The 19,681-nt window shown below is 33.5% G+C and carries 19 protein-coding genes; 17 read left to right on the top strand and 2 right to left on the bottom strand.

The features are described from left to right. Nucleotides 1-8: 8 nt before the first annotated feature. From CVO_RS05755 to argB, 3 genes are read left to right on the top strand one after another with little or no spacing between them, the layout of a single operon-like run. Nucleotides 9-1,130 carry a DegT/DnrJ/EryC1/StrS family aminotransferase gene (locus CVO_RS05755; protein WP_159570763.1) on the top strand — a complete coding sequence of 374 codons (1,122 nt, stop codon included), beginning with the start codon at nucleotides 9-11 and terminating at the stop codon, nucleotides 1,128-1,130. A gap of 11 nt (nucleotides 1,131-1,141) precedes the next feature. Next, entirely contained in the window at nucleotides 1,142-2,047 is a 906-nt protein-coding gene (locus tag CVO_RS05750; RefSeq protein WP_159570760.1) for a tetraacyldisaccharide 4'-kinase, read from the top strand. Beyond that, a complete protein-coding gene (argB, locus tag CVO_RS05745; RefSeq protein WP_152299152.1) occupies nucleotides 2,047-2,898 on the top strand; it encodes an acetylglutamate kinase in 852 nt (283 codons plus the stop codon). Before CVO_RS05750 ends, argB begins: the two co-directional genes overlap by 1 nt. Here argB and CVO_RS05740 read toward each other — a convergent pair. Then, nucleotides 2,891-4,039, bottom strand: coding sequence for an FAD-dependent oxidoreductase (locus CVO_RS05740; RefSeq protein WP_241690944.1), 1,149 nt, complete (start codon nucleotides 4,037-4,039; stop codon nucleotides 2,891-2,893). The genes argB and CVO_RS05740 overlap by 8 nt on opposite strands. Nucleotides 4,040-4,164: 125 nt before the next feature. Here CVO_RS05740 and CVO_RS05735 point away from each other — a divergent pair, with 125 nt between their 5' ends. The 11 genes from CVO_RS05735 (at nucleotide 4,165) to CVO_RS05685 (ending at nucleotide 14,467) form a co-directional block, all read left to right on the top strand. Further along, on the top strand, nucleotides 4,165-4,464 hold the full coding sequence (locus tag CVO_RS05735) for a DUF2018 family protein (protein WP_241690943.1): 300 nt from the start codon (nucleotides 4,165-4,167) through the stop codon (nucleotides 4,462-4,464). A gap of 156 nt (nucleotides 4,465-4,620) precedes the next feature. Further along, nucleotides 4,621-5,508 carry a polyprenyl synthetase family protein gene (locus CVO_RS05730; protein ID WP_152299153.1) on the top strand — a complete coding sequence of 296 codons (888 nt, stop codon included), beginning with the start codon at nucleotides 4,621-4,623 and terminating at the stop codon, nucleotides 5,506-5,508. Beyond that, nucleotides 5,508-6,806: a glutamyl-tRNA reductase gene (gene hemA, locus CVO_RS05725; RefSeq protein WP_152299154.1), complete on the top strand. Its 1,299-nt coding sequence runs from the start codon at nucleotides 5,508-5,510 to the stop codon at nucleotides 6,804-6,806. Before CVO_RS05730 ends, hemA begins: the two co-directional genes overlap by 1 nt. Nucleotides 6,807-6,809: 3 nt before the next feature. Next, entirely contained in the window at nucleotides 6,810-8,114 is a 1,305-nt protein-coding gene (gene proS, locus CVO_RS05720) for a proline--tRNA ligase (protein WP_159570757.1), read from the top strand. Then, entirely contained in the window at nucleotides 8,114-8,542 is a 429-nt protein-coding gene (locus CVO_RS05715) for an FxsA family protein (protein ID WP_152299156.1), read from the top strand. The genes proS and CVO_RS05715 overlap by 1 nt, the downstream gene beginning before the upstream one ends. After that, entirely contained in the window at nucleotides 8,505-9,326 is an 822-nt protein-coding gene (locus CVO_RS05710) for a thioredoxin domain-containing protein (RefSeq protein ID WP_241690942.1), read from the top strand. Before CVO_RS05715 ends, CVO_RS05710 begins: the two co-directional genes overlap by 38 nt. Then, nucleotides 9,327-10,268, top strand: a complete 942-nt coding sequence (gene hemC / locus CVO_RS05705) for a hydroxymethylbilane synthase (protein WP_152299158.1) — start codon at nucleotides 9,327-9,329, stop codon at nucleotides 10,266-10,268. Nucleotide 10,269: 1 nt separating this feature from the next. Then, nucleotides 10,270-12,084 carry a menaquinone biosynthesis decarboxylase gene (locus CVO_RS05700; protein WP_159570749.1) on the top strand — a complete coding sequence of 605 codons (1,815 nt, stop codon included), beginning with the start codon at nucleotides 10,270-10,272 and terminating at the stop codon, nucleotides 12,082-12,084. 72 nt (nucleotides 12,085-12,156) lie between these two features. Beyond that, nucleotides 12,157-12,498, top strand: coding sequence for a cytochrome C (locus CVO_RS05695; RefSeq protein ID WP_159570746.1), 342 nt, complete (start codon nucleotides 12,157-12,159; stop codon nucleotides 12,496-12,498). A gap of 107 nt (nucleotides 12,499-12,605) precedes the next feature. Beyond that, nucleotides 12,606-14,006, top strand: coding sequence for an argininosuccinate lyase (gene argH / locus CVO_RS05690; RefSeq protein ID WP_159570743.1), 1,401 nt, complete (start codon nucleotides 12,606-12,608; stop codon nucleotides 14,004-14,006). Then, nucleotides 14,003-14,467, top strand: coding sequence for an OsmC family protein (locus tag CVO_RS05685; protein WP_159570740.1), 465 nt, complete (start codon nucleotides 14,003-14,005; stop codon nucleotides 14,465-14,467). The genes argH and CVO_RS05685 overlap by 4 nt, the downstream gene beginning before the upstream one ends. A 14-nt stretch (nucleotides 14,468-14,481) precedes the next feature. Here CVO_RS05685 and CVO_RS05680 read toward each other — a convergent pair whose 3' ends face one another. After that, nucleotides 14,482-14,838 (bottom strand): histidine triad nucleotide-binding protein, encoded by a 357-nt coding sequence (locus CVO_RS05680; protein WP_159570737.1) that lies wholly within the window; start codon nucleotides 14,836-14,838, stop codon nucleotides 14,482-14,484. A 186-nt stretch (nucleotides 14,839-15,024) separates the two neighbouring features. Between CVO_RS05680 and pheS the strand changes: the two genes are divergently transcribed. Genes pheS through aroA form a run of 3 tightly spaced genes read left to right on the top strand, consistent with a single transcriptional unit; the run spans nucleotide 15,025 to nucleotide 19,633 of the window. After that, nucleotides 15,025-16,017, top strand: a complete 993-nt coding sequence (gene pheS / locus CVO_RS05675; RefSeq protein ID WP_159570734.1) for a phenylalanine--tRNA ligase subunit alpha — start codon at nucleotides 15,025-15,027, stop codon at nucleotides 16,015-16,017. After that, nucleotides 16,014-18,353: a phenylalanine--tRNA ligase subunit beta gene (pheT, locus tag CVO_RS05670; RefSeq protein WP_159570731.1), complete on the top strand. Its 2,340-nt coding sequence runs from the start codon at nucleotides 16,014-16,016 to the stop codon at nucleotides 18,351-18,353. Before pheS ends, pheT begins: the two co-directional genes overlap by 4 nt. Further along, on the top strand, nucleotides 18,350-19,633 hold the full coding sequence (gene aroA / locus CVO_RS05665) for a 3-phosphoshikimate 1-carboxyvinyltransferase (RefSeq protein ID WP_159570728.1): 1,284 nt from the start codon (nucleotides 18,350-18,352) through the stop codon (nucleotides 19,631-19,633). The genes pheT and aroA overlap by 4 nt, the downstream gene beginning before the upstream one ends. Nucleotides 19,634-19,681: the final 48 nt, after the last annotated feature.

Here is a 19,681-nt window from a genome sequence, read left to right as displayed (position 1 = left end):
ATTAGATAATGAAAGTTCCATTTTACAAGTATGAAAGCAGTGTAGAAGCGCACTCAAATGTAAGTGATGTTTTAGACGGTGAAGATATAGATCAAGTAGAAGAGCTGCAAAATGAGTTTGCTTCATATATCGGGGCAGACTATGCGCTGGCTACATCGCACAGTACATCAGCGCTTCATTTGGCAATGCTGGCACTTGATTTAAAAAGAGGCGATAAAATAGTATGTTCTGTAAATGCGCATCCAAATGTGCCTGAAGTTGTTAGACACTTTGATGCTGAGCCTATTTTTATAGATATAGACCCTCAAACCTACAATATAAATCTTGATAAGCTAGAAACATATTTAAAAGACAACAAAGCTAAAAAACTAAAAGCTGTAATTGTTACGCATATAGCAGGACAATGTGTTGATTTGGATAGACTTTATACTATGGCAAAAATAAATGATGTTAAGATTGTTGAGGATGCATGTGAGGCTCTTGGAGCTACCTATAAAGGGGATAAAATAGGTTCAACAGGCGCAGATATTACATGTTTTGATTTTTCATCTCATTTAAAAAAAGATGTTTGCAATGGGGGTATGCTAGTTTCAAATTCCCAGGAGATTATTGAGCGCGCAAATCTTTTAAGTTCACATGCAATTAAACGAGACAAAGACTCTTTAGAATATATATATGATGTTGTAGATATAGGTTTTGATTACTCAATGAGTCAGTTAGATGCCGCTTATATACGGGCTCAAATTAAAGAACAAGATAAAAGTCTACAAAGAGTCCAAGAAATAGCGCAGATGTACAATAAAGCGCTTGAGGGAGTCGAACATGTGACTATTCCTGAACCAAAGAGCGATGAACATCCATACTCTTTATATATTATCAAAGTAGATAAAAACAGAGACTCTTTTGCGCTTGAGCTTAAAAAAGAGGGTGTTGAAGTTGGACTTCACTATATTCCGCTTCATTTTTTATCATATTACAAGCATAAATATTCACTAAAAGTAAACAACTTTCCTGTTGCACTTACAACATATCAACAGGTAATGTCGCTTCCGATATATCCAAGTATGAAAAATGAAGAAGTGCAGTATGTAATAGATAAGATCAAATCAGTAGCATCGACTAGAGTTTAAAAAGCAAAAAATTGAAAAAAAAAGTAATTTTTTGGGTTGAAGAGTATTTTTACAACCCAAGTTTTACACAAAAACTTCTCTCTATTTTACTTCTTCCTCTAAGTTGGATTTACTGTTTTGCTATGTTTTTACGATTTAAAAGTAAAAAAAGCGAAGATTTGGGCGTTGATGTTATTAGTGTTGGAAATCTTAGCGTCGGCGGAAGCGGCAAAACTCCTTTTGTAACTGCTCTTGCATCAAGATACAAAGATGCTGCAGTAGTGCTTAGGGGATATGGCAGAAAAAGCAACGGTCTTGTTGTTGTAAGCAATGATGGAGAAATTTTATGTGATGTAGATAGAAGCGGTGATGAGGCGATGATCTATGCACATAAATTGCCAAATATCAAAGTGATTGTAAGTGAAGATAGAAAAAAAGGTATTTTAAAAGCTAAAGAGTTAGGTGCGAAGATTGTGTTTTTAGATGATGCCTACTCAAAGCATGAGATAAAAAAACTCGATATTCTTATAGATGTAGAGAGTAAAAACTCTTCATGTATTCCATCAGGTCCTTTTAGAGAGAGATTATGGAGTTCAAAAGAAGCTCTTTTAGTAAAAGAAGAGATAGATTTTACGAGAGTGGTTGAACTTAAAAATAAAAGTGATAAAATGTCACTCGTAACTGCCATAGCAAGACCGAAGCGTCTTGATGTGTATCTGCCTGAAGTCCTTAGTAAAAATTATTTTGAAGACCATCATTCATTTACAAAAGATGAGGTTCTTGCTATTTTGCAAAGAGATAATGCAGATTCAATTTTGGTTACATACAAAGATTTTGTAAAATTAGAGCAGTTTGATATACCTTTGTCACTTTTAGATCTTAAAGTGACAATTGATAAGAAAATTTTTGAAATAGTAGATAATTATAGGGGAAAATAGTGCAAAAAAAGATTGAAACAGTACAAACACTTCTTGAAGCTTTACCGTTTATAAAAGAGTTTAATAAAAAAATAGTAGTTATAAAATATGGCGGTTCGGCGCAAGAATCTCCACAGCTCAAAGAGAGATTTGCGCAGGATATTTTGCTTATGTATCTAGTGGGAATTAAACCTGTTATTGTTCATGGCGGCGGCAGACAGATAAATGAGATGCTGGATGCTTTAAAAATTGATACTAAATTTATCGACGGACAGCGTGTAACTTCAAAAGAAGTTATGAGAATTGTTGAGATGGTTTTAAGCGGAGAGATAAACAAAGAGATAGTTTCACTTTTAAACTCTCACGGAGCAAAAGCAATAGGAATCAGCGGAAAAGATGCAAAATTCATCACTGCTCGCGCAAAAGATTTTGCAAAATGGGGATTAACCGGAAATATAACAGAAGTAAAAGCTGATGTTATTGTAAATCTTATTGCAGAAAAATTTATTCCCGTAATTGCTCCAATTGCTGACGGTTCAGAGATGGGGCATCCTGGTTTTAATATTAATGCAGATTTGTGTGCTTCTTATGTTGCAAAGGCAATAGGAGCAAACAAGATTATATTTTTAACAGATACGGCAGGAGTTTTAAACAGTAACAAAGAGCTCTTAAGTACCCTTACAAAAGATGAAGTTGAAGCTCTAAAGAGTGATGGAACGATTCATGGAGGTATGGTTCCAAAAGTGGATGCATGTCTTGAAGCGATAGAGGGCGGTGTACAAAAAGCCCATATTATAGATGGCAGAATAGAGCACTCTTTACTCTTAGAACTCTTTACATCTGCAGGTGTAGGAACACAGATAGTTAATTAGCTTTTGCCCGAGCTGTTTTGTAAAAGAGTTTTTGTGTAGAGATCTCTTTTGGTATCGGAGTATTGTGCAAAATATTTTGAGTTAAGATTTTTGCCAAATAGGGACCAAATACAAAACCTCGAGAACCAAGAGCATTTATAATATATAAATTTTCAAAGTATTCTAAAGAGTCTGGTGGAATTTTTGTTCCATTTTTTATAGAGGGATATTTTTCTAAACTTTTTTCATAATCAATAACTTTGCCTATTACTGGAAAATAGCTTTTTATCGTTGCTCTTGCACCTTTGTATATTTTTACAACTTTTAAATCCTCAAGTTTAATCAACTCTTGTGCTTGTTTCAAAAGAGTTTCTATCTGTCCTTGTTCGCTATTTACATAAAAAGGGCACTTGTCACATGTAGTTAAACACTCTAGTATAGCGTTGTCATGTCTTTCATGTGTTGCTCCGATAGATACGGTTCCATCTTGTTTGTTTGTTGAAACAGAGATAGATTTATGAATATTAAAAGGTATTTTTGTAGTTGTTTTAACATCAATTCTTAAACCGAAAATAGGAGATATTTTCATATAAGGAATCTCTACTAAAGAGGTGCTTACTCCTTGAGCTAAAATTATATTTTTTGCTTTAATTTCATCAATGTTGTAAATTCCATCTTTAAAATCTAATTTTTTTATATCTTTTTTATAAAAATCACAATTTTCTATTAATTTTTTAGAAATTTCAGTTGGTTCAATTACAGCTGCATATTCATAAAAGTAGCCATCGATATCCATAAAATTTTTTGAGATATTTTTCAATTTTTGCGTGTCATAATAGCTATATTTTATATAACTTTGTGCTAATTTGTCTTTATTGAAATTATTGTTTGGGATTCTTAAAACACCTTTTTTTTCTACTATATTTGGAAGCAGATTTTTATAAAAATCTATGGAAAAATTTAGTGCATCATTTACCAGTGAATTATAAAGATTTTTTTTGCCAGGAAGAGGTGATAAAAAAGCTCCGGCAGCTCCGCTTGCACCGCCGGCTATGCCTTCTCTATCAACAATAGCTACTCTTTTTTCCTCTTGGTGTAAAAAGTAAGCAACACTACAACCTGCGCTTCCGGCTCCGATAATTAAATAATCATATATTTTCATTTTGACATTATAGAAAATTAAGACTTAATTTAAAAATCTTTTGTGATTTTTGTTTTAAGAACCGTTTTTAGGAGATATGTGTTAAGCCGTTATAAGAATAGTGATGCTATAATCGCGGGAATATTATGATAACAGGATGTAAAATGTACGGACTCTTTGAAGATGAAGATGATATTTTTATGGGCTCTCCAAAGAGCAAATTAATGGATGTTGTGTTTAATGCCAACAATGATGTAGTCAGACATGAATTGCAAAATTTTATAGACAGAACTGCTGCTTTGGAGCTTTTAATAGCTGAAAAATTTGGCGAGGACATAGATAAAGAAGTTCGAAATTATATGATTTCAAACAGAGAAGAAGTTGATAATTATGCAAAAAGCCTCTATATAGAGTTAATGGGTGCGATACTTTCAAAAAGTGAATAATTGAGATTTTTTTACAAAATTTTATTTTTTAATTAGTTTGTTTTAGTTTCATAATTACTGTTGATTTTAGAAAAAGTAAAGAAATATTATTAAAAAAAGATGTGCAAAAGAAAATTTTTGTAAAATACGATAATAAAATATGGTTAAAGAGAGATTATGCAAAGAGTTGAAAACGAAATTGCAAGACTAATTAAAGAGATAAATTATGATGAGGTCACTCGTCTTTTTGAGATGCTCTTAGGTGGAAAAAGGCTTCGTGCCAAATTGATTTTAAAGATAGCCGCATCTCATAAAAAAGCTCCTCTTTTAGCGGCAATAGTAGAACTTATTCATGCGGCAAGTCTGCTTCATGATGATGTAATTGATGAAGCAACATTAAGACGCGGAGTGGCTTCTGTAAATGCAACAGACGGGAGCAAAACAGCTGTAATGTTTGGTGATATCTTATACTCAAAAGCTTTTACCGAGTTGGTTTCATTTGATAAAGAGATAGCAAAAATCATCTCATCTTCCGTTACGGCACTTAGCAAAGGTGAAATGATGGATGTTAAGATGGCAGATAATTTTAACAGCGATGAAGAGAAATATCTTGAGATGCTATATCTTAAAACAGCCACTCTTATAGAAGCAGCGGCTCAAGCGGCTGCAATTTTAACCGGTAAAAATCCTGAACCTTATGCATTATATGGTAGAAATCTTGGACTCTCTTTTCAAATAATAGATGATATTTTGGATATAACTGCCGATTCTGCAACTCTTGGAAAACCTTCTATGAATGATTTTGCAGAGGGTAAATGCACACTTCCTTATATCTATCTATATAAAGTTTTAAGCGATGATGAAAAAGAGAGGTTAGTTAGCCTACATGCAAAAGCATTAGACGAGCAAGAGACTCTTTGGATTAAACAAAAAATGCAAGAACATAAAACTATCGAAAAATCTTTTGAATTAGCACAAAAATTATCAAATGAAGCTATGATTACCATGAAAGATGATGAACAACTCGTAAATATTTTACAAACTATGATAAAAAGAAGTTATTAATGCACTATTTAAATATAAGTTTTTCACATAAAAATTCAACTTTAGAAATTAGAGAAAAACTTTCTTACAAAGATGATGATGCTATAAAAGCCTGTTTAATTAAGTTGAACTCCAGTGAAGCAATTAATGAGTCAATCCTTATTTCTACATGTAATCGAATGGAAGTATTTTGCAGTTGCAGTGATATTGCATCAGCAACACGGCATATTTTTGAGATGTTATCTTTAAGATCAGGAATTAGTATAGATGAGCTTGAAGGAAGAGCTGATATATTTGATGACAGCAGTGCTATTCATCATATTTTTAGCGTTGCATCTTCACTTGATTCAATGATTGTCGGAGAAACACAGATTCCAGGACAGTTAAAAGATGCTTTTAGACTCTCTTATGATAGCGGATATTGCGGTCAAAAATTGTCTCGTGCTATGCACCACGCTTTTAAATGTGCCGCAAAAGTCAGAAACGCAACAGATATCTCTTCAAAACCGGTTTCCATCGCCAGCGTTGCTGTAGCAAAATTAAAATCAATTCTTGATAATATTGAAGGAAAGAAAGCTTTAGTCATCGGTGTTGGAGAGATGTCAGAAATTACTGTTAAACATTTGATTTCAAGTGGCGCAGATGTTCATGTTATGAATAGAACAAAAGAGAAAGCTTTAGATTTGGCAAATATATGCGGTGTAAAAGTTTTAGATATGCAAGAGCTTCCAAAAGTGATAAATGAATTTGAAATTCTTTTTACCGCTACGGCTGCATCTGAGCCTATTATAACAGATGAGATTATTAAGCCTTGCGATTTTGATAGGTATTGGTTTGACATGGCACTTCCTCGCGATATTAATTATCACAAAGGTGACCGTATAAATCTTTATGTAATTGATGATTTAAAAAATATTGTAGATGAAAATTTAAATTTGCGTGAAGACAGTGCAAGAAGAGCTCATGGAATAATTGGACGGAGTACGGTAGAGTTTTTTGAATGGCTAAACACGCTTAATATTGAACCGATAATAAAAGAGATATATCAAAAAGCTTTTGAAGCAGCAAAAGCGGAGAGTGACAGAGTTATAAAAAATGGTTACATTCCAAAAGAGTATGAAGCTCAGGTTCATAAAATGAGCGAACAGGTTATGAAAAGATTTTTACATCAAATGACCTCTAAAATGCGTAGTGTATCAGAGGAAGCAAAATCAGACATGGTAACAAGTGCTCTGCAGTTTTTAATAAATAAAGAAAGTAATGACATGCCTGATAAATATAAATGCGAGTATGCCTTAAATATTATAGAGGAAAAATAAATAATGAGAAGAAGTAGAGCGTTTATACCAACAACAAAAGAAGCTCCATCTGATGCTGTGCTGGCGAGTCATATATTTTTAAGTAGAGCAGGTTTTATATCACAGGTCGCAAGTGGACTCTATAGTTATATGCCACTGGCAAAAAGAGTGATTAAAAAAATTGAAAATATAATCAATGAAGAGATGGCTGCTGTCGGATGTGAAGAAGTTGAACTAAGTTTTGTAACACCAATCTCTTTATGGGAAGAGAGTGGAAGAAGTGAAAAGTTTGGAAAAGAGCTTTTAAGATTTCACGACAGAAAAGACACAATGTTTGTTCTCGGCCCGACACATGAGGAGATGATGGTTGATTTAGTGCGCAATCGAGTTACAAGCTATAAACAACTTCCAATCAATTTATATCAGATGAAAATAAAATTCCGTGATGAAGCGAGACCTAGATTCGGTATTATGAGAGGTCGTGAATTTCTTATGAAAGACGGATATAGTTTTCATGCATCTTATGCGGATTTAGATAGAGAATTTGATATGATGGAAGAAGCATATAAGAAAATTTTGACAAGATTAGGTCTTGATTTTAGAATAGTTGAAGCAGACAGTGGTGCAATCGGCGGAACTGGTTCTAAAGAGCTGATGGTACTTGCCGGAAGCGGAGAGGATACTTTGGCTGTTTGTGATAGTTGTCAATACGGTGCAAATATAGAGATATTTTTAGGTGCCGGCGATGAAGCTCAAAAAGATATGGTTTTTACATCTGTAAAAGATATAAAAGGAGATGATATTTGTCCTCAATGCGGCGGCAAACTCTCTTTAACCAAAGGTATAGAGGTTGGTCATATCTTTAAACTTGGAACTACATATTCAGCAGCGCTAAAAGCAGAGTTTTTAGATGAGAATGGAAAAGCGCAGCCATTTATAATGGGAACTTACGGAATGGGTGTTAGTAGGCTTGTAGCAGCTGTTATAGAGCAAAATCACGATGAAAATGGCTGTATATGGACAAAAGAGACTGCTCCTTATATGGTAAATATTTTAATTTCAAATATAAAAGAGAACCGCCAATTTGAACTGGGTGAAGAGCTTTATAAGAGGCTTAAGAGTTCAGGAGTAGAAGTTATGCTAGATGATAGAAAAGATAGATTTGGTTTTAAAATGAAAGATGCTGAGTTAATAGGCTTTCCGTATACTGTTATTATAGGAAAAGAGTTAGACAATGGCTTGGTTGAGATATATGACAGAAAAACAAAAAACAGTATCTCCGTAGAATCAGATACTGTTTATAATAAAATAATGGAATTGACAAAGTAATGATCTATTTTCTTATTTACCTATTTTTAGAGGTTTTAATCTCCGTAAACATATCATCTGCAATTGGCGGACTGGCAACATTTTTTGAGATACTTTTAAGTGCATTTATCGGATTGATTATATTGGCAAATTTTAAATCAACACTTAGAGAAAACTTTGCAGCTGTATCATACAGCTGTATTGATTTAGAGCAGTTTCAAAATTTAAATTTATTTACAATTTTTGGAGCAGTATTGCTTATTGTTCCAGGCTTTTTAACAGATATTGTGGGTGCTTTGCTGCAATTTAGCGTATTTACGACTATGCTTGTTAATCGTTATCATGTAAAATCAGGCAAGTGTAAAACAGAGTATAAAGAAAAAAATCTAAAAAAGGATAGTGATGTCATTGATGTTGAAATTATTAGCGATAATACTGATAGTAAGTAGCTTTTTAAAAGCAGATGATTTAAATCAAAAAGTAGAGCAGTTCTTAGAAGATAATTTTGACACGAATCCAAATATAGAATCCATTAAAGTTAATATCAAAGAAAAAATTGAAATTGAAGGATTTAAAGATTGGAGCGCATTTGTTGTTGAATTAGATGCGGTATTAAAAAAGGACAAGCGGCATGTTGTTCAAAATATGATTTGGTATTGTAATGGGGAAGTTGTTACAAAAGAGCTGTATGATTTAAAAAGCGGAAAAAATATGAGTGACTTGATTTCAATGCCGTTTAAAGATGAATATTATAAAAAAGAGAATTTAATCTATGGTAATGAAAATGCAAAACATAAAGTAGCTATTTTTTCTGATCCACTATGCCCTTTTTGTAGACAATTTGTTCCGGAAGTTATAAATTATATGAAAAAAGAGCCAGATAAGTTTGCAGTGTATTACTATCATTTTCCACTTGAAAGAATACATCCTGCTGCTGTTGAACTTGTAAAAGCAGCCATTGCTCTTGAGCTTCAAGGTAGAAAAGATGTAATCCTTAATCTCTATAAAGTTGAAATAAATCCAAAAGAGAGGTCTAATGAAAAAATATTGGCGGCATTTAACAAAGTAATGAAATCAAATATAAATATGGCTGATTTAATATCAAAAGAGGTTTCAGATCAACTTAAAAGTGATTTAAAAATCGTTAGTGAACTGATGGTAAACGGAACTCCTACAATGTTCTTTGACGGAAAAATAGATAAAACAAAAAATAGATATAAAGAGGCAAAATAGATGAATAAATTAACAATCGCTACAAGAGGATCAAAGCTTGCGCTTTGGCAGTCAAATCACATCAAAGCTGTTTTAGAAGAACAAAATCCGGGTCTTGAGGTTGATCTTAATATTATAGTGACAACTGGAGATAGAATTCAAGACAGAGGTTTGTCTACTATTGGCGGAAAAGGACTTTTTCTAAAAGAGCTTGAAGAAGCAATGATGAGAGGTGAAGCTCAAATTGCTGTGCACTCATTAAAAGATGTTCCAACTGAAATGCCGGATGGTTTGCTTTTGGCTGCTATTACCGAGAGAGAGGATTGCAGGGATGCTCTTTTATCTGAAAAATATTCAAACATAAATTCTCTTCCAAAAAAAGCAGTAGTTGGAACATCTTCGCTTCGCCGTCGTATGCAGATAGAAAAACTTCGTCCTGATTTAATTATCAAAGATTTAAGAGGCAATGTTGATACAAGAATAAGAAAATTAAAAGAGGGTGAATTTGATGCAATAATTTTAGCTTCTGCCGGTATTAACAGACTCTCTCTTTTGGATGCTGTAAAGCATGTTTATCCGATATCTCTTGAAGAGATGATTCCATCAATGGGACAGGGAGCATTAGGAATTGAGTCTATAAATGATGATGAAGTTTTAAAAATTGTTGCTAGACTTGAAGATGAATACAGTAGAATAGAGACAACTATAGAGAGAGCTTTTGTTGATGAATTAGACGGCGGATGCCAAGTTCCAATCGGTGTAAATGCATCTGTTCTAGAAGATGGAAATATAAGTGTTAAAGCTATTTTGGGTCTTCCTGATGGAACTGAAGTATTAAGTGATTCAAAGATTACATCTAAAAAAGATTATAAGAGTGTAGGTAGAGATATGGCGCAAGAGTTTATAGCAAAAGGCGCTAAAGAGCTGCTTGCGCGTGCAGAAGCTATGATGGGAAATGAATAAAATGAAAAAAAGTATCGAGTTATTAAAACAAAATAATGAATTAAAAATTATTGATGAAGAGCTTGATATATATTTAGAAATTCCTCATTTGGCTTATGCGGAAGTAAAAAAAGAAAATGGCGGCAAGGCTCTTTTATTTACCAATGTAGTGGATAAAAAAAGCGGTAAAAAGTTTAAAGAGAGTGTTCTTATGAATATTTTTGGTTCTTATAAGCGTTGTGAACTTCTTTTTGGCAGAACAATAGAATCAGTTGCAGATGAGATAACAAAACTTCTTCATATGAAACCTCCTGCAGGTTTTTTTGATAAGCTTGCAATGGCAAGTGAACTTTTTTCACTAAAAAATATATTTCCAAAAAAATTAAAAGGCAGCGGTCCATGCCAAGAGATAAAATATTTAGATGAAGATATAGATCTTTATAAACTTCCAGTATTGACTACATGGGAGCAAGACGGCGGACCTTTTATAACAATGGGGCAGGTTTATACACAGAGTTTAGACGGCGAGATGGTAAATCTTGGAATGTATAGACTCCAAGTGTATGATAAAAACCATTTGGGAATGCACTGGCAGATTCATAAAGACTCTTCTCATTTTTTTGACCAATATCAAAAAGCGGGTAAAAAAATGCCTGTATCAGTTGCAATAGGAGGTGATCCTCTCTACACTTGGTGTGCAACTGCTCCGCTTCCTTATGGAGTAAATGAACTCTTAATGTATGGTCTTATAAAAAAAGAGAATGTAAAACTTGTAAAATCAATTACAACTCCTCTTTATATACCACAAGATGTAGACTATGTTATCGAAGGGTGGGTAGACACTTCAGAAATGAGAGTTGAGGGTCCTTTTGGAGATCATACAGGTTACTATACTCTTGCTGAACCATATCCTGTTATGGAAGTTAGCGCTATAACTACAAAAACAGATCCTGTTTTTTTAGCAACCGTTGTAGGAAAGCCGCCGCTTGAAGATAAATATATGGGCTGGGCAACAGGGAAAATATTTTTTCCTCTTTTAAAAACAACTGCGCCTGATTTGATTGATTATCATATGCCTGAAAATGCAGGTTTTCATAATCTTATTCTTGCAAAAATGAAACCGCTTTACAAAGGTCACGCAAAACAATTTATGCACGCTTTTTGGGGTGCAGGACAGATGAGTTTTGTTAAACATGCAATATTTTTAGATGAAAATGCTCCAAAATTGGAAGAGTATGAAGCTATAGCTGCATATGTACTTGACAGATTTACACCAAAATCTCTTTTTATCACGGAGGGAATTTTAGATGCTCTGGATCACTCTTCCCCGGAAAATCTGGTTGGCGGAAAGTTGGGAATAGATGCAACAACAGCACATACGGTAGAAGCACCGCAGCTTTTAGATGATAAAGAGTTGTTTGCAAAAGTTAAAGAGGTTATTCCAGAAGCTGTTGATTTACATCAGTTTATGAAAAAAACAAAAAATCCTATCACTGTTATACCTCTGAAAAAGAAAAAAAATGTAAAGAACTATTTTGATGCTCTTGTTGAGTTAAGTACACATATAAGAGTAGTGGTTTTTGTTGATGATGCCAAAAATGATATTTTGAACCCATATATGTTAGTATGGAGAGTTACAAACAATATAGATGCTCTTAGAGATATTTTTATCTCAGGTTTGATGGTCGGTTTGGATGGAACTAACAAAAATATGTTGGATGGGTTTAACAGAGAGTGGCCGGATGATGTTGATTGCACTTCCAGTGTGATAGATTCTTTAAAAAGAAGAAGTTTATGGGACTTGGACGAGAAGCTTTATCAAAAATATCAACTTTAAAATAAAAAGATAGTTTTTTCTAAAATCTTACTATAATAGAATCTAATATAAAGTGAAGTAGAGGTTTAGTATATGAATAAGTTTTTCATTTCTTTCATATTTATTGTTATTTTTTTACTTTTAAATGTAGAAGCGGCTGTTTACAAAGGTCAGAAAGAATTTGTAAAAAAATGTGCTCCCTGCCATAGCGAAGGGCAAGAGTTTGTTGCCCAAAAAACTATTTCAGAATGGAAGGAAATTATGCGCAACAGTGGTAAAGAGCTGATTAGAATTCATTTAACAAGCAAAGATGAAAAAGCAAAAGATTCTTATATATATTTTAAAAGCAAAGCATTTAAAAAAAAATCAGTTCATTTAATACAGTTTTTGACAGAATATGCAAAAGATAGCGGTAAAGTGCCTGCTTGTAATTAATTTTAATTTGCATAAAAAATAGTAAAAGTGCTTTTTATAAAGTGTATTTCTCTTTATAAAATCATTTAATTTAGTTAAAATACCAAACTTTTTATATTGGAGAAATTATGGATAAAATGTGGTCAGGTCGTTTTTCTGCAGGTGCGGCAAATCTTTTGGATCAGTTTAACGCTTCCATTATGTTTGATAAAAAACTTTATCGCGAAGATATTGAAGGCTCTTTGGCACATGCGCAAATGCTCGCAAAACAAGGTATTTTAACAGCTGAAGAACTTAAACAGATCAGTGATGGGCTTAATCAGGTAACAGCTGAAATAGAATCAGGTAAATTTGAGTGGAAAATATCTGATGAAGACCTTCATATGGGAATTGAAAAGCGTTTAACTGCTCTAATTGGCGATGCCGGTAAAAAATTGCATACAGCAAGAAGCAGAAATGATCAAATCGCGGTCGATTTTCGTCGTTATGTTCTTCGTAAAAACTTGGAAATAGTTCACGCTTTAAAACTTTTAATGAGTGAAATATTGATAACAGCAAATAAACACACTCAAACTCTTATCCCCGGTATGACACATCTTCAACATGCTCAGCCGATAAATTTTGCATTTCATTTAGGTGCATATTTATCTATGTTTAAAAGAGATATTGAGAGATTTGAGAGCTCGTATGAAAGAAATAATATTTCACCTCTTGGCTGTGCAGCGCTTGCCGGAACGCCTCATAATATAGACAGAGATATGACAGCTGAGCTTTTAGGTTTTAGCGGTGTAAGCGTAAACTGCTTAGATACGGTAAGTGACAGAGATTTTGCGTTGGAGATTTTATTTAATATTTCAACTATGATGATGCATATCTCCCGCCTTAGCGAAGAACTTGTTATGTGGTCAAGTTATGAATTTAAGTTTATAGAACTTAGTGATGAATACTCTACAGGCTCATCAATTATGCCGCAAAAGAAAAATCCTGATGTTCCTGAACTTCTTCGCGGTAAAACAGGTCGTGTTTATGGCTCATTAATGGGTCTTCTGACTGTTATGAAAGCTCTTCCGCTAGCATACAACAAAGATACACAAGAGGATAAAGAGGGAGTTTTTGATGCGGTTGAAACTGCCGAGATATCTTTAAAAATATTAAAAGAAGCCATTAAAACAATGGAAGTAAAAACTCAAAATATGAACAGTGCTTGTAAAGTGGGTCATCTAAGCGCTACTGATTTGGCTGATTACTTAGTTCAAAAATGTAATATTCCTTTTAGAGAAGCTCATTTTATTACAGGAAAAGCTGTTGCAAAGAGCGAAGAGCTAAAAATTGATTTGAGTGATATTGAGTTAAAATATCTTCAAGAAATTGATAGTAGAATCGGCAGTGATGTTTTGGAGTTTTTATCAATTAAAAACTCTATGAATGCAAGAAATTCAGCCGGTGGAACCTCTACTAAAAGAACAGAGGAGCAGTTAGAATATTTTAAAAACTTTATAGCAAAAACGAATCCGGAGTTATTAGTATGAAAGTAACAATTACTCACAAAGAAGATATGAAATTTGAAGCAAAAACGCAAAAAAGCAGTTTTATAATTGATTGTCCACAGATAACACCGGTGGAGTATTTTTTGGCAGGAATTATTACATGCAGCGCCAGCGATATGATTTTAATACCAAAAAATCAAAATAAAACAGTTACAGATTTAACTATTGATGGTGATGCTTTAAGAGCCGATAATCACCCTAGAAAGTTTAACACTCTGCATCTTAATTATAGTTTTAATTCTGATGCGGATGATATAACCGCTGCTCGCTGGGTTATGGCATCACTTGAGACATACTGCTCAACTATCAATACCATCAGAGACTCTGTTGCAATATCTTACTCAATTATGCACAATGGTAAAAAGATAAAAGAAAATGAGAAAATGATATCAGGCACCGGAAATAAGATAGATTTAGGTGAAATTGAGAGCTGTCCTTCTTAAGCTCTCATTAAAATTTAAATATTGCCTTTTGGATCTGCATCGCTTAAATGTGACCATGCCAATTTTGCACCGCCGAGAATATGAAAATGTAAGTGCTCTACCTCTTGCCCGCCATTTTCACCAACATTTGTTATGACTCTGTATCCACTTTTGTCAATATTTAACTCTTTTGCAACATTTTGCATAAAAGTAGTCATATTTTTCATAGTTTTTGAATCTACTTCATTAAAGCTGTCTATATGTTTTTTTGGTATTGCCAATACATGTATAGGTGCCTTTGGATTTATATCATGAAATGCTAAAAAATCTTCATTTTCCAATATTATATTTGCCGGTATTTCATTATTGACTATTTTGCAAAATATACACATTATATTCCCTTTTTTAAATATATTAATTTAAAACTAGTAAATACAAATGTTTAAAACAGTATTAACTAGCCATATTTGGCATTATTGTAACATATAAATGAATAAATGAAGCTATATATAAATTATATTTGACTATAATCTTTTTAAAAATTCAGAGGGTATTTCCCTCCATTATGGGTGAATCTATTGAAAGAATGGTATGACGCAATAAAAGAAGCGCAGAGTGTTGAGAAAATCGAAGAGATTCGTATATCTGTGTTTGGTAAAAAAGGTGTTTTAGCGGCAGAATTTGCCAAAATGAAAACAGCACCGAGTGAAGAAAAATCAAAAATCGCACAAGAGTTAAATACACATAAAAATGCATTGATGAATGAATTAACTGCCAGAAAAATAGTTCTTCAAACATTGGAATTGCAAACTCGAATGAAAGCAGAATCCATTGATGTCTCTATGTATAGTTTAACTCCTGAATCCGGTGCTTTGCATCCCGTTATGGAAACAATGGATAAAATTGTTGAATATTTTTCATCAATGAATTTTGCAGTAAAAACAGGAAATATGGTAGAAGATGATTTTAATAACTTTGAGGCTCTTAATCTTCCAAAATATCATCCTGCACGCGATATGCAAGATACTTTCTATTTTAAAGATGAGATGCTGTTGCGTACACATACATCTCCTGTACAGATAAGAACTATGATGAGCTCCAAACCTCCTATTCGTATGATAGCTCCGGGCGCAGTTTTTAGAAGAGATTATGATATTACACACACGCCGATGTTTCATCAAGTAGAGGGACTTTTGGTTGATAAAGAGGGCAAAGTCTCTTTTGCAAACTTAAAATTTATTTTAGAGGACTTTTTAAAGTACATGTTTGGTGATGTAGATGTTCGTTTTCGTCCCAGCTTTTTTCCTTTTACAGAACCCTCTGCGGAAGTAGATATTTCATGTGTTTTTTGTAAAGGTGAGGGTTGTAGAGTCTGTTCAAAAACTGGATGGCTTGAAGTACTAGGCTGCGGAATAGTTGATCCAAATGTTTTTGAAGCGGTAAACTATGAGGATGTAAGCGGTTATGCTTTTGGTCTTGGAGTTGAAAGATTCGCTATGCTTATTCATCATATAGGAGATCTTCGTTCACTCTTTGAGGGAGATATTAAGTTGCTGGAGCAGTTTCAATGATAGTTACGAAAAGTTGGTTAAACGAGTGGATAGATCTAAGCAATATATCTACTGATGATTTGGTAAAAACATTTAACTCTATTGGTTTAGAAGTGGATAGTGTTTCAACATACAAAGTACCAAATAAGATAGTATTTGGAAGAGTTTTAGAGTGTAAAAAACATCCGGAGGCAGATAAACTAAATATCTGTCAAGTAGATATCGGTACAAGTACGCGTCAGATTGTGTGCGGTGCCTCAAATGTTAGAGCAGGCTTGGATGTAGTTGTAGCAACTGTTGGTGCGGTTATGCCAAACGGTATGGTTATAAAACCTGTAAAACTCCGTGGTGTTGAATCAGATGGAATGATTTGCTCAGCTAAAGAGATCGGTTTAGAAGATGTTCAAGATGGAATTATTGAACTTGATGAGAGCATTGGAAGTTATACTCTTGGTGAAGAAGTTTCAAGCAATGATATATTTAGTGATGATTTGATAGAGATAGAGCTGACTGCCAACCGCGGTGATTGTTTAAGTATACGGGGTATAGCTAGGGATTTAAGTGCAGCTTATGATAAATCTCTAAAAGAAGAAAACAGAGATGAAAATGATGACAAAAGAGTAGGCATTGGAAGAATTTTAACTCTTTCTCATGAAAATAATTTAAATGTAAATCTTCGTTATAAAGCGGTAGATTTGAAAGATTTACATTTGCCTTTTGTTTTAAAACTTAGACTTGCCCAAATAAAAGAAAAAAAAGAGACGGATATCGAAGCTCTTATTCATTATGTGACTCATAGCACTGGTGTGATTTTAAGAGCATACAATTATGACTTTTTTTGCAATGAAAATAAAACTTTGGCAAAGGTCTCTTTGTCTCAAGATGAAAATGGTTTTGCATCTATTATGGCAAAAGATAAAGAAAAAGCTTCAACGATAGGAATAATTCAAGAAGATGCTTCCAAAGTCATTGGTGATAAAGGTATTGTTTTAATTGAAGCAAGCTATATTCCACCAGATATAATCTCTAAAAAGATGCAAGAGAAAAAAATGCCTGTAGGTCCTATGTATTACAGAACTTCCAGAGGAAGTGAGCCGGATTTAAATGAGGGATTGAACTATTGTATCAGTATGATTGAATCAAATTCTGAATCGTCAGTTTTTGGCGGTACAATTGAACTTGGCGATATGCATGAAGATAAAATTATAAGTATCAGCAAAAAAGAGATTGATGCAATAATCGGTGCAAATATTGATAAATCTAAAATAACAAAAATATTGAAAAATTTAGGATTTGACACTACAAAATCATCAGCTGACAATTTTGTCATTTCTGTCCCTAATTTTAGACATGATATATCTAATAAACAAGATATTGTTGAAGAGATTGTCCGTTTAGTGGGCATAGACAATATACCATCAAAACCTTTTGTTTTTATGGAAAACAATAGACTTGAAAATGACTATTTTAAATATAAAAAAAGACAATTATATAGACATAAAGCAGCGTATAGCGGTTTTTTTGAGTCTGTACATTTTGTGTTTGATGAGAAAAAGGTTTTACATGAGTATGGATTTGAAACACTGCAAGAGGAGAAAGAACTTCTTAATCCTATTGTAAATACGCTTGATACTTTAAGATCTACACTCTTAACAGGTCTTCTTAAAGCCGCATCAAATAATAGTAAAAACGGATATAACTCTGTAAAACTTTTTGAAATCGGATCGGTATTTAATCCTAAAAGAGAAGAGTCTCTAAAGATGGCAGTGCTTTTTTCAGGAAATAGAGAATCTGAGGGTTTAGCTAACTCAGGAAAACCTTTGAAGGTTGATTTTGGATTTTTTGTACAAAAGATCTCAAATATTATAGGAAAATTTGAGCTTCATGAATTTAAAACAAGACATACACTCTCTCATCCTTTTCAGTGTGCTAAAGTAGTTGTTGATAATGAGGTTGTCGGGGAGTTGTTCCGTGTTCATCCGGATGTAGAAGAGAGTTATGATTTAGATATAACTTATATGTGTGAACTTGATTTTGAAAAATTGCCAAATAATTTAAAAACTGCAAAAAAAACTTCAAAATATCAATCTGTACATAGAGATTTGAGTATAGTAATGCCAAAAGAGATGCGTTATGAAGAAGTAAAAAAAGTGATAGAAAAATCGGCTTCAGATGAGCTTATTCGCTTTTATCCGGTAGATAAATACAGCGATGAATCTCTTGGAGAAAATATAAGTTTGACTATTAGATTTGTGCTTCAATCTTTAGATAAAACATTAGAAGAAGAGGATATTACCAAATCTATGCAGAGTATTTTAGATGCTTTAAACAGTGAGTTGGGAATTACGATTAGATGAAAAGTGTAAAAGTAGCAAAAGCATCAAAATTTTCACTTGTTATATCTGAGATAGCGCCGGACAAGTCAATATCTCACAGATGTGCAATGTTTGCTATGCTGGCAGAAGGAACAAGTGAGATAACAAATTTTTTAAGAGCAGAAGATACATTAAATTCTTTAAAAATAGTTGAAAAGCTCGGTGCCAAAGTTATTGATGATGGCATAACAATCAAAATAAGCTCTAATGGAATAAAAGAGAGTGATGATATTTTAGATTGCGGCAATTCAGGAACTGGAATAAGACTTTTTTGCGGACTCTTAAGTTCAGCGGATGGACACTTTGTTTTAACGGGAGATGAGTATCTGCGTCGTCGTCCAATGAAAAGAGTGACTCTTCCTCTTCGCAATATCGGTGCAAAATTAGATGGAAGAGACAATGGTGATTTAGCGCCCCTTAGTATTAGAGGAGCTTCACTAAAAGCATTTCATTACAATAGTAAAATTGCTTCGGCTCAAGTTAAGAGTGCAATGATACTGGCTGCCTTAAGAGCTGATGGCGAATGCAGTTACAGCGAACCTGAATTAAGCCGAGACCATACCGAAAGAATGTTAAAGGGCATGGGTGCAGATATAGAGGTAGATAAGCTTACTACTACAATCAGACCTATGAAAAAACTTTTATCCCCTTTAAAAATCAGGGTTCCAGCCGATCCTTCAAGCGCTTTTTTCTTTGCTGTTGCCGCTGCAATTACTCCGGATTCTAATGTTATCTTAGAGGGTGTTACATTAAACCCGACGCGTATTGAAGCTTTTAGGGCGCTAGAGAGAATGGGTTCTGTTATAAGCTATGATATTACTGATAATAAGTATGAACCCATTGGAAATATACATGTAAAATATGCTCCATTAAAAGCAATTACAGTTGAAAACAATATATCGTGGCTGATAGACGAACTGCCGGTACTCTCAATAGCTTTTGCTTGTGCTGAGGGTATAAGCTTTGTTAAAAATGCTGAAGAACTCAGAGTAAAAGAGAGTGACCGAATATCGACAGTTGTAAATAACCTTAAGACATGCGGTATTGAAGTAGAAGAGTTTGCAGATGGTTATAGCGTAAAAGGCGGTGAACTTCAAGAAGCAGCGGTTAAAAGTTATGGTGATCATAGAATAGCTATGAGTTTTATGATAGCGGGATTAAGGTCTTCTATGAAGGTGGATGATGTTGCATGTGTAAATACATCATTTCCAAACTTTTTTGAGCTGCTTAAAAAAATTACTAAAATAGATATTGAAGATTAAATATTTTATTCAATAGAGAAATTACTTTCTTTATTATTAAGGAGATAA

It is taken from the genome of Sulfurimonas sp. CVO, assembly GCF_009883775.1.
Lineage (GTDB): Bacteria > Campylobacterota > Campylobacteria > Campylobacterales > Sulfurimonadaceae > Sulfurimonas > Sulfurimonas xiamenensis.
This window is presented reverse-complemented; position numbering and strand designations above follow the sequence as displayed.